Annotated in this window: 12 protein-coding genes; 10 read left to right on the top strand and 2 right to left on the bottom strand. The window is 69.6% G+C overall.

Features of this window, described 5'->3' with window-relative positions; all coding sequences use genetic code 11:
• The first annotated feature begins 7 nt into the window (after positions 1 to 7).
• The 3 genes from AB0M88_RS43815 (at position 8) to AB0M88_RS43825 (ending at position 2,875) form a co-directional block, all read left to right on the top strand.
• On the top strand, positions 8 to 967 hold the full coding sequence (locus tag AB0M88_RS43815) for a sugar ABC transporter permease (RefSeq protein WP_364112493.1): 960 nt from the start codon (positions 8 to 10) through the stop codon (positions 965 to 967).
• Positions 964 to 1,821: a carbohydrate ABC transporter permease gene (locus tag AB0M88_RS43820; RefSeq protein WP_364112495.1), complete on the top strand. Its 858-nt coding sequence runs from the start codon at positions 964 to 966 to the stop codon at positions 1,819 to 1,821. The genes AB0M88_RS43815 and AB0M88_RS43820 overlap by 4 nt, the downstream gene beginning before the upstream one ends.
• Positions 1,822 to 1,984: 163 nt before the next feature.
• Positions 1,985 to 2,875, top strand: a complete 891-nt coding sequence (locus tag AB0M88_RS43825) for a hypothetical protein (RefSeq protein ID WP_364112497.1) — start codon at positions 1,985 to 1,987, stop codon at positions 2,873 to 2,875.
• 126 nt (positions 2,876 to 3,001) lie between these two features.
• Here the strand turns inward: AB0M88_RS43825 and AB0M88_RS43830 are convergent, their stop codons facing one another.
• Entirely contained in the window at positions 3,002 to 3,370 is a 369-nt protein-coding gene (locus tag AB0M88_RS43830) for an FKBP-type peptidyl-prolyl cis-trans isomerase (protein ID WP_364112499.1), read from the bottom strand.
• 133 nt (positions 3,371 to 3,503) lie between these two features.
• Here AB0M88_RS43830 and AB0M88_RS43835 point away from each other — a divergent pair, with 133 nt between their 5' ends.
• From AB0M88_RS43835 to AB0M88_RS43860, 6 genes are all read left to right on the top strand, one after another.
• Positions 3,504 to 4,430, top strand: a complete 927-nt coding sequence (locus AB0M88_RS43835; protein WP_364112501.1) for a lytic polysaccharide monooxygenase — start codon at positions 3,504 to 3,506, stop codon at positions 4,428 to 4,430.
• Between the two features lie 129 nt (positions 4,431 to 4,559).
• Complete coding sequence (locus tag AB0M88_RS43840; protein ID WP_364112503.1) at positions 4,560 to 4,823, top strand: hypothetical protein; 264 nt, start codon at positions 4,560 to 4,562, stop codon at positions 4,821 to 4,823.
• Positions 4,824 to 4,844: 21 nt separating this feature from the next.
• Complete coding sequence (locus AB0M88_RS43845) at positions 4,845 to 6,236, top strand: DUF4331 domain-containing protein (RefSeq protein ID WP_364112505.1); 1,392 nt, start codon at positions 4,845 to 4,847, stop codon at positions 6,234 to 6,236.
• Positions 6,236 to 6,565 carry a phospholipase gene (locus AB0M88_RS43850; protein ID WP_364112507.1) on the top strand — a complete coding sequence of 110 codons (330 nt, stop codon included), beginning with the start codon at positions 6,236 to 6,238 and terminating at the stop codon, positions 6,563 to 6,565. The genes AB0M88_RS43845 and AB0M88_RS43850 overlap by 1 nt, the downstream gene beginning before the upstream one ends.
• 97 nt (positions 6,566 to 6,662) lie before the next feature.
• A complete protein-coding gene (locus tag AB0M88_RS43855) occupies positions 6,663 to 7,679 on the top strand; it encodes an AraC family transcriptional regulator (RefSeq protein ID WP_364112509.1) in 1,017 nt (338 codons plus the stop codon).
• Positions 7,680 to 8,115: 436 nt separating this feature from the next.
• Positions 8,116 to 8,973 carry a hypothetical protein gene (locus tag AB0M88_RS43860; RefSeq protein ID WP_364112511.1) on the top strand — a complete coding sequence of 286 codons (858 nt, stop codon included), beginning with the start codon at positions 8,116 to 8,118 and terminating at the stop codon, positions 8,971 to 8,973.
• A gap of 23 nt (positions 8,974 to 8,996) precedes the next feature.
• Here AB0M88_RS43860 and AB0M88_RS43865 read toward each other — a convergent pair whose 3' ends face one another.
• On the bottom strand, positions 8,997 to 9,488 hold the full coding sequence (locus AB0M88_RS43865; protein WP_364112513.1) for a GNAT family N-acetyltransferase: 492 nt from the start codon (positions 9,486 to 9,488) through the stop codon (positions 8,997 to 8,999).
• Here AB0M88_RS43865 and AB0M88_RS43870 point away from each other — a divergent pair.
• Positions 9,451 to 9,753, top strand: coding sequence for a pentapeptide repeat-containing protein (locus AB0M88_RS43870; protein ID WP_364112515.1), 303 nt, complete (start codon positions 9,451 to 9,453; stop codon positions 9,751 to 9,753). The two genes, AB0M88_RS43865 and AB0M88_RS43870, sit on opposite strands and share 38 nt — an antisense overlap.
• The last annotated feature ends 26 nt before the right edge of the window (positions 9,754 to 9,779 follow it).

Consider the following 9,779-nt stretch of genomic DNA (forward strand, 5'->3'; position numbering starts at 1 on the left):
GATTCCCGTGACTTCTGTCGCCGAGCAGTCCGATCAGCAGCTCGCCTCGCCCCCGCCGTCGGCCGGACCGGCCCGCCGGGTGTCGGCCTGGGCCCGCCGGGCGCCGCTGCTGCCGGCCCTGATCTTCATGATCGTCGTGACCCAGCTGCCGTTCGTGGCGACCCTGGTCATCTCCTTCATGAACTGGAACGCCTACTACCCCAACCAGCGGGGCTTCGCCGGGGTCGACAACTTCCGGCGGGTGTTCACCGACGTCAACATGCGGGACGCGGTCTGGACCACGATCCTGCTGACCGCCGGCGTGGTCCTGATCAGCCTGGTGCTCGGCCTGGGCATCGCGCTGCTGCTCGACCGCAGGTTCCGCGGGCGGGGCGCGGTCCGCACCATGATGATCGCGCCGTTCCTGGTCGTGCCGGTCGCGGCCGCGCTGATCTGGAAGCACGCGCTCTACAACCCCGAGTACGGCCTGTTCAACGGCGCCCTGACGTGGGTCTGGCGGCTCTTCGGCTCCCACCACCCGCCGCAACCGGACTGGATCAGCGACATGCCGCTGTGGGCGGTCATCTTCGCCCTGGTCTGGCAGTGGACGCCGTTCATGATGCTGATCCTGCTGGCCGGCCTGCAGGGGCGCCCGCTCGACGTGATCGAGGCGGCCCGCATCGACGGGGCCAACAGCTGGCAGATCTTCCGCACCATGACGCTGCCCCACCTGCGGCAATATCTCGAGCTCGGCGCGCTGCTCGGCTCGATCTACATCGTGCAGAACTTCGACGCCGTCTTCACGATCACGTCCGGCGGGCTCGGCACGGCCAACCTGCCGTACACGATCTACCAGATCTTCTACCAGGCCCACGACTACGGGCGGGCGTCCGCGGCCGCCGTGATCGTCGTGATCGGCACCATTCTCATCGCGACGTTCGCGCTGCGTACCGTCTCGTCGCTGTTCAAGCAGGAGGCCGGCCGATGACCGCGGCGACCGTTTCCACCCCCGCCACGCCGAGGAAGAAGGATCGCGGCGGCCCCTGGCTCAGCCTGCTGGCCTGGGTCGTCGGCATCCTCTTCGTGCTGCCGGTGCTCTGGATGGTGCTGACCTCGTTCCACAGCGAGGCCAACGCGGCCCAGAACCCGCCGGCCGTCTTCGCACCGCTCAACCTGGCCGGCTACCGTGAGTTCTTCTCCGGCGGCGCCAGCCCGTGGCCGCCGCTGCTCAACTCGCTGACCTCGAGCGTCATTTCGACCGCTCTGGTGCTGCTGCTGTCGATCCCGGCCGCGTACGCGTTGTCGATCAAGCCGGTCAAGAAGTGGACCGACGTCCTGTTCTTCTTCCTGTCCACCAAGATGCTGCCGATCGTGGCCGGCCTGCTTCCGCTGTACCTGTTCGCGCAGAAGGCCCACCTGCTCGACAACATCTGGCTGCTCATCATCTTCTACACGTCGATGAACCTGCCGATCGCGGTCTGGATGATGCGCTCGTTCCTGTCCGAGGTGCCGGTCGAGATGCTCGAGGCGGCCTCGGTCGACGGGGCGAGCCTGACCAGGACGCTGCGCTCGGTGATCGCCCCGGTGGTGGCGCCGGGCATCGCCGCGACCGCGCTGATCTGCTTCATCTTCAGCTGGAACGAGCTGCTGTTCGCCCGGGTGCTGACCGCGACCGTGGCCGAGACCGCGCCGGTGTTCCTGACCAGCTTCGTGACCAGCCAGGGCCTGTTCCTGGCCCAGCTGTGCGCGGCCGCGTTCGTGGTCTCGCTGCCGGTGCTGGTGGCCGGCTTCGCCGCGCAGGACAAGCTGGTCCAGGGCCTGTCCCTCGGGTCCGTCAAGTGAGGCCGGTCCGATAAAAGCCTTGGCCCCGCCCCCGATAGAGGTAAAAGGTGGCCGGCCCTCATGCCAAGGGCCGGCCACCCGGGTGATGACCCAAAAGGGCCAGTTGACCGAAAAATTCCGGACCGGCCGGAACCCCGGGGCGGGGTCACTCGTCCAAAAGGGCATGACTCGTCTCCGCGGCACCCTGATCGCCGCCGCCGTTCCCCTTGTTGTTCTGCTCGGCGCCTGCGCCCAGCAGACGGCGGCCGGCTCCCCGACCGGTTCGACCGGATCGCCGGCCGAATCCCGGGAAGAAGGCACTACGGCGAAAACCCCGGCCGCCAACGACCTGGTTCTGCGCACCGAGACGTACGGCGGTTTCGTCGCGCCCGACATGATCCTCGGCCGCTTCCCGCAGATCAGCGTCTACGGCGACGGCCGCGTGATCAGCCAGGGGCCGGTTCCGTCGATCTATCCCGGACCGGCGCTGCCCAACATCCAGGTCTCGATGATCACCCCGGGGCTGGTCCGCCAGCTCGTCCAGGAGGGACTCTCGGCCGGCGTACGCAACGGCAGCGACCTCGGCCAGCCCGGCGTGGCCGACGCGCCGACCACCCGGGTGACCGTGGTGACCGCCGCCGGCAAGCAGGTCGTCACCATCAACGCGCTCAGCGAGGCCCCGTCCAACGACCGGCGCCTGACCGCCGACCAGCGCGACGCGCGCGCGAAGATCGCGGCGTACGTCAAGAAGCTCGGCGCCCTGCCGAAGAACCCGACCGCCTACCAGCCCATCGCGATGGTGGTCTACGCGGCGCCGTGGACGAAGCCGGCCAGCGGGCCGGTTCCGCCCGCCAAGGCCTGGCCGGGCCCGGCGCTGCCCGGCCCCGACATCGACCCGGCGACCCGGGCCGGCTGTGTGGCCGTCACCGGCGACCAGACCGCCAGGGTGCTCACCGCGGCCAAGGGCGCCAACGCCCTGACCCCGTGGACCACCGGTTCGCGCCAGTGGCGGATCGTGTTCCGCCCGCTGCTGCCGGACGAGAACGGCTGTGCGGCGGTGAAGACCACCCGGTGATTCCGATTGGAGAACCTTTCGACCCCGGGGACGACGCGGACCGGGAGACCGGGCGCGGCGGGGAAGAGGGGCCCGGGCCGGGGTGGGGAGCACCCATCCCGGCCCGGTCGGGCTGCCGCCCTCAGGTCAGCGCACGCCGAGCAGATCCACCACAAAGATGAGCGTCTCGTTCGGCTTGATCGCGCCGCCGGCGCCGCGGGCGCCGTAGCCCAGGTGCGGCGGGATGGTCAGCCGGCGCCGGCCGCCGACCTTCATCCCCTGTACGCCCTGGTCCCAGCCGCCGATGACGTGACCGGCGCCGAGCGGGAAGCTGAACGCCTCGCCGCGGTTGTACGACGCGTCGAACTCCTGCCCGTTCGAGTGGGCCACACCCACGTAGTGGACGTCGACGGTCTGGCCGGCCCTGGCCTCGGGGCCGTCGCCGACCGTGATGTCCTCGATCACGAGCTCGGCGGGCGGCGCACCCTCGATGGGGCCGACGTCGGGCTTGTCCATGATTGCTCCTTCGATTGTTTCTCGGGCCCCGCCACTCAATCACACGGGGATTCCCGGTCGCCCGAGAAGGTGAACGTCTGACGCCCGGGGTCCGTATCTGTAGGCGGACCAGCCCCGGCCGAAAGAGATCCCCATGAACGTCCGACGCTCCACCGCCTTCACCTGGGGCGCCCTGACCGGCGCCGCCGTCGTCGCCGGGCTCGTGCCCGCGGCCCCCGCCCTCGCCCACGGCGCGCCCACCTCGCCGATCAGCCGCTCCGCCGCCTGCGCGGGAGGCGGCTCGAAGACCGGCACGGCCGCCTGCAAGGCGGCGCTGAAGGCGAACGGGGGAGCGTTCGGCAGCTTCGACAACATCCGGGTGCCCGACGTCAACGGCAACGACAAGAAGTTCGTGCCCGACGGCGAGCTCTGCGGCGGCGGCCTCGACGCGTTCAAGGGCCTCAACATCGCCCGCGACGACTTCCCGGCCACGAGCGTGACCAGCGGAAAGACGTTGTCGGTCAAGTATCGGGCGACGATCGCGCACCAGGGCTCGTTCCGGGTCTACCTCACCCGGCAGGGCTACTCGCCGACGAAGAAGCTGGCCTGGGGCGACCTCGGCAGCAAGCCGCTGACCGACGCCGCCAACCCGCCGCTGACCGACGGGGCGTTCCAGTTCAGCGTGAAGCTGCCCGAGCGCACCGGGCGGCAGATCCTGTTCATCGTCTGGCAGACCTCCAACACCCCGGACACCTATTACTCGTGCTCCGACCTGGCGTTCCCGGCCGCCCCGGCGACCAGGAAGGCGGTGCCGGCGGTGACGAAGGCGGCGGCCACGAAGAAAGCGGCGCCTTCGGCGTCAACGGCCCCATCCCGTACGGCCGAAGCCGCGCCGGTCGCGGCGGGGGCGCCCAGCTCCGAGGCCGCCGCCGCGGCCGCGCCCGATCTGACTCCGGTCAGTGAGAACACCAAGGTCACCCTGGGTCATCAGATCCTGCTCGGTGCCCTGGTCCTGGCGGCCGGCGCCCTGGCCGTCGCCGGATTCGGGCGACTCCGCCGTAAGCGCTTCGAAAACCGTTGAACCACCACGGTTCGCACTTCGTACTGATGGGCGTCGACGTAACAACCTCGGTACCGCCTTTGCCCGTAAGCCCCCTACCGAAGCAAGACGAAAGGCCGAGCAATGAGTCGTGTTCGCTACCGCCGCCGTGTGGCCGGTAACCGTATGTCGCGGCGCCGGGCCCTCGCCATGGCCGGCGCCGGGGTGGTCGGAGTCTCCGTGGCCGGCGTGGCCGGCCTGAGCCTCGCCGGCGAGACGCCGGAGACCGAGGCGGCCGCCTCGACCAGCGCCCCGCTGGTGATCTCGCTGCGCGACGCGAAAAAGGGCACGTTCGACGTCTTCTCCGGAGCCTCCAAGAAGACGGTGACCGACAAGAAGTTCGCGGCCCAGTTGCTCAAAGCCGTCCACGGCTGATCCGGCGAAGAGGAGACCCCGATGTCATCGCACCGCGAGGCCCCCGAGATCAGCAAGGATCCGGTCGCCGACAGCTCCGACCTGTACGCGTTCGTCAGCCCGGACGACCCGGACACCGTGACGATCATCGCGAACTACGTGCCGCTGCAGTTGCCGGCCTCCGGCCCCAACTTCTTCGAGTTCGGCGACGACGTGCTCTACGAGATCCACATCGACTCGAACGGCGACGCCCGGCCCGACCTGACCTACCAGTTCCGGTTCCGCACCGAACTGCGCAACGACAAGACGTTCCTGTACAACACCGGCCAGATCAAGTCGCTCGACGACAAGAACTGGAACCGGCGGCAGTTCTTCTCGGTCACCAAGGTCGACAAGCACGGCAAGAGCACCGTCCTCGCCCAGAAGCTGCCCTGCCCGCCCTGCAACGTCGGCAAGCTCTCCATCCCCGACTACGGCAAGCTCGCGTCGGACGCGGTCGCCAAGCTCAAGACCGGCGAGAAGGTGTTCGCCGGCCAGCGCGCCGACGCGTTCTTCGTCGACCTCGGCTCGATCTTCGACCTCGGCACGCTGCGCCCGTTCGAAGACAAACACCTGGTCGGCAAGACCCTGTTCAACTACGCCGGCAAGGCGGTCAACGCGACCGACAAGCTCAACGTCCACAGCATCGCCATCCAGATCCCGCTGCACCTGGTCCGCCGCGACGGCACCAAGAAGGTCCGCGGACGCGACCCGGGCGCGGTCATCGGCGTGTGGACCTCGGCCAGCCGGCGCCAGGTGCAGGTCCGCAACAACGACGGCAAGGCCGACGACGTCGTGGTCGGCCCCAACGTGCAGGTGTCCCGGCTCGGCAACCCGCTGTTCAACGAGGTCATCGTGCCGATGGCCCAGAAAGACCTGTGGAACAGCCTGCCCCCGAGCGACGACAAGCGGTTCGCCGGCTTCGTGTCCAAGCCCGAACTCCAGACGCTGCTGCCCGTCCTCTACCCGGGCCTGTTCGACAACCTGGCCAAGCTCGACAAGGCCGGCACCCCCCGCGCCGACCTGCTGGCGATCCTGCTCACCGGGATCCCCGACGGCCTGATCGACAACTTCCAGAACAACACCGGCGACGTGCAGGCCGACATGCTGCGGCTCAACACGGCCATCCCGCCGGCCAAGAAGGAGAACGCGTTCGGCGTCGTCGGCGGCGACCTGGCCGGCTTCCCCAACGGCCGCCGCATCGCCGACGACGTCGTCTCGATCTCGCTGCGGGCGATCGCCGGCGCCACGTTCCCGCTGGTCGACGCCACGTTCAAGCCCGACGCCGCGGCCGCCGCGGTCGAACAGGGCCTGAGCATCAAGGACGTCAGCGGCACCCTGCTCAAGCACTTCCCGTTCCTGCCCCTGCCCTTCGACGGATTCGACAACCCCTGATGAGCCACTCCCACACGCTGGTGCCCTCCGGCCAGGGCACCGTGATGCTGAACATCGGCGCCGGGATCGGCGCGCTGATCATCCACACCCCGGCCGGCATGCACGGCCACGAGATCGAGATCAGCCCGGTGACCGACCTGGCGGTCCGTAAGCACGCGGCCGTACGCGCCCGCTACGTCAGCGGCGGAGTGGTCTGGAGCGAGGTCATCGACAACCTGCCCGAAGGCCGGTACGTCGTCTGGCGCGACCCGGTCACCCCCCTGGAGGAAGTCGACGTCAACGGCGGCGCGGTCACCGAGTACAACTGGCCCATATCGGTAGCCGTCTGAACCCGTAAGGTGAGGTCGGCCCCCTCGGGGTCTATCGTGGACGCCATCCGACGCCGCGCGGGAACGCGCGGCACATTCCAGTCGAGGGTGGGCGTTGATGGTGGGCGGGGAAGGGCCGGCCCGCCCGGGCGCACCGGGCGCCGACATCCCCGTGCACGTCGCCCTGCACACCACCGACGTCGACGAGGCCCGCGCCTTCTGCCGCAAACTGTTCTACGGCCCTCTGCAGGTCACCCCGGTCGGCGACACCACCGACTTCGCCTTCAGCGGCGACGTCGTCATGCTCGGCCCGATCACCGTCGGCGAAATCAGCTACGGCACCGACATCCACCTCAACATCGGCGACCTCGAAACGGCCTACCACGTGCTGGCCCCCCTCACCGGCACCCTGCGGTCACGCCATCGGGGGACAGTCGTCATGGCCGACCCGACCCGCGCCGCCGTCTACCGCCCGGTCGGCGACATCGACCTCGACTGGCCCGGCAACTGCCGCATGCTGAGCGTCAAAATCGAGCGGGCCGCCCTCGAACGCGAGGTCGACGCGGCCCTCGACCAGCAGGTCGTGTCGCCGCTGCCGCTGGGGGCGAGCTTCGACCTGATCGACGGGCCGGGGCGTACGTGGACGGCGTTGGTTCGCCTCCTGCACCGGGAACTGCGCGACGAGGACGGGCTGGCGTCGCAGCCCCGCATGGCGGCCCGCTGGCGCGACATGGTGGTCAGCGGACTGGCCTTGACGGTCGAACATCCGTACGGCGAGGAGCCGGCCGGCCTGCGGGGCCCGAGCCGACCGCGCACGGTCAAACGAACCCTGGACGCGATGCACGCGGAACCGTGGCGAGCCTTCACGGCACGCGACCTGGCGGCGATCGCCGGGGTGGGGGTCCGGGTCCTCCAGGAGTCGTTCCGTCAGCACGTGGGGATGTCGCCCCTGACCTATTTGCGCCGGTTGCGCCTGGACGGGGTGCATGCGGAGCTCTCCCGATCCGAACCGTGGGAGGTCAGCGTCAGCGAGGTGGCGTTTCGGTGGGGGTTTACTCATTTGGGCCGCTTTGCTGGGGCGTATCGGGCTCGTTATGGGGTGCCGCCGTCTCAGACTCTTCGGGAGAGGCGTTGAAACCGCGGCTTTCTTGCGCCGGCCACCTTGCATGGTTTTTACTCACGGTTTTATATTGGTTCCGCGCTGCTGTTTGCAGCTCTTTCTGGGCGGTCACCTGACGGGTTGGTGGTCTGGCTGCCGCGCCTTTGGTCGCGGGACTTCTCTTTTCTTACCCGGCGGGCCTTTGTGGTGGGTCATGCGGGCAGAAACCGTGCCGGTTGCGCTTACCCCTGCAGTCGGCGGCATTCGCGGTGGCATTTGCTTACGGCGGGTGGGCTTTCAAAGCTTTGCGTCTCCCATATTTGGAATGGTGGTGTCGGAGGAGCGTGCGTTTTTCTCTTTGTGCGGGTGTCCAATGCCAGGCTGACGCCGCCAGGATGCCGAGTCGCTCTCGATGCGTCCGACAAACTTCCGCCGAGGCCCGGCTTGGCGGGGCGTGGAAGGATGTCGGATCGTGGCAGCGAATCGAGAACCGGCGATGGGCTCCGTGACGGTGCGGCTGTTCCCGATCTGGACCGAGCACCTGCTGCCGATGCTCGTCGACCTGGTGTTCTTCTGCGTGCTCCTGGTGGTGTGGACAGTCGCCCTCGGCGAGGTCTACGGGGCGCCGGTGGTCGCCGTTCTGGGACTGGTCGTGCTGTTCCACCTCGCGCAGGTGTGGTGGCTGGTCGTCGACCGGTTCGACGACACCGGCGTGACGATCATCCGGCCGTGGCGGCGGCAGCACGTGCCCTGGACGCGGATCGGTGGCCTGGTCTACACCCAGGGTGCCGAGTCACGGGGCCGCGCGGCGTACAAGTTGCGGCTGGTCCTCAAGGACGACGAGCCGCCCCTCGGCCGCTACCTCACCCACGCGGAGCTGGAGCAGTTCGCCACCGGCCCGGTGCTCATGTCGATGTACGACCCGAAGCAGGACCGGCACCCCGGGGACGACAGCGCCCAGCGGGTGTACGCCGAACTCGAACGGCACGGCTTCCCCAAGCCCCCGCCGCGCACCCTGGAATTCCGGATGCCGCGGTACACCCCGGAGGAGGTCACCCGGGCCGCCGCCATCGACCTGCTGAAGCTGCATCCGGTCACGGTCACGCACGGGCCACTCGACGACGCCGGGACCGGCCTGCTCGACACCGGCCTGCCCGGCCTGGCGCGCGATGCGGGGCCGGTACGCGAAATCCACCGCGAGCCCGGCTACGCGATCTTCTCGTTCGAGGCGGCCGAGGGAGCGGGCGCGTTCCTCACCGCCGCCCGGAGCGTCGCCCCGGCCGCCTGGTCGATCGCGGCCGGAGCGCTGCCGGCAGTCGAACCCGCCTGAGCGAGGCGTGGCCCCGAGCGGCGTCAGGCCCGGCTCAGGTCGAGGGACATGCGCAGGCCGCTGCCCAGCTCGGTGGACACTTGGCCTTCTATCTGGACGAATCCGGCGGCCAGGTAGAAGGCCAGAGCATGCGGGTTGCCGGTGACCCACAGGCGCCGGTGACCGTCGGCGCGGGCGGCACCGGCGACCGCCCGGACCAGGTGGCGGGCGATGCCGCGCCGGCGCCGCTCCGGATCGACGAAGAGGTCTTCGAGTTCGAGACCGCCGTCGTCGCCGGTGGCGACCGTGGCGAACCCGACGATGCGGCCCTCGTCCGGCGGCCCGTCCAGCGCGACGAGGGTGCGGCCGGCGGCGATGCCGTCACCGGCGAAGACCAGGAACTCAGGCCGGGCCAGCAGAACCGGGGCATCGCCCGCATTAGACAGCGACGCCTCGCGGTAGACCCGCTGCAATGCCGGGAGGTCGGCCGCCACCGCGGTGCGGATCGCCGGCCCGGCCTCCACGCGCTCGCTCATCGGCCAACTCCAGCAGCACCGGCGCCGGCCGTCAACGACTTATCCAGGACCCTTCCGCGGCCGAGCGGCCTTCTCACACCGCCGCGGGTGGTTGCTCCTTCGGGTACGCGTCGGCCACCGCCTCGAAACCAGCCTCCGCGCCGAGCGGCTGCACCGGGCCAGGCTGAGCGGCAAGCGGTTGGGCCGGGCCAGGCTGAGCGGCGAGCGGCTGCGCCGGGCCAGGCTGAGCGGCGAGCGGCTGCGCCGGGCCAGGCTGAGCGGCTAGGATCGGAATAGCTCAAGTCTGAACAC

It is taken from the genome of Actinoplanes sp. NPDC051411 (assembly GCF_040682075.1).
Taxonomy (GTDB): domain Bacteria; phylum Actinomycetota; class Actinomycetes; order Mycobacteriales; family Micromonosporaceae; genus Actinoplanes.

Bases quoted from the DNA above. Each gene is read 5' to 3' on its own strand.
- AB0M88_RS43820 (WP_364112495.1), top strand. From the start codon at position 964: ATGACCGCGGCGACCGTTTCCACCCCCGCCACGCCGAGGAAGAAGGAT.
- AB0M88_RS43825 (WP_364112497.1), top strand. From the start codon at position 1,985: ATGACTCGTCTCCGCGGCACCCTGATCGCCGCCGCCGTTCCCCTTGTT.
- AB0M88_RS43830 (WP_364112499.1), bottom strand. From the start codon at position 3,370: ATGGACAAGCCCGACGTCGGCCCCATCGAGGGTGCGCCGCCCGCCGAG.
- AB0M88_RS43835 (WP_364112501.1), top strand. From the start codon at position 3,504: ATGAACGTCCGACGCTCCACCGCCTTCACCTGGGGCGCCCTGACCGGC.
- AB0M88_RS43845 (WP_364112505.1), top strand. From the start codon at position 4,845: ATGTCATCGCACCGCGAGGCCCCCGAGATCAGCAAGGATCCGGTCGCC.
- AB0M88_RS43850 (WP_364112507.1), top strand. From the start codon at position 6,236: ATGAGCCACTCCCACACGCTGGTGCCCTCCGGCCAGGGCACCGTGATG.
- AB0M88_RS43855 (WP_364112509.1), top strand. From the start codon at position 6,663: ATGGTGGGCGGGGAAGGGCCGGCCCGCCCGGGCGCACCGGGCGCCGAC.
- AB0M88_RS43865 (WP_364112513.1), bottom strand. From the start codon at position 9,488: ATGAGCGAGCGCGTGGAGGCCGGGCCGGCGATCCGCACCGCGGTGGCG.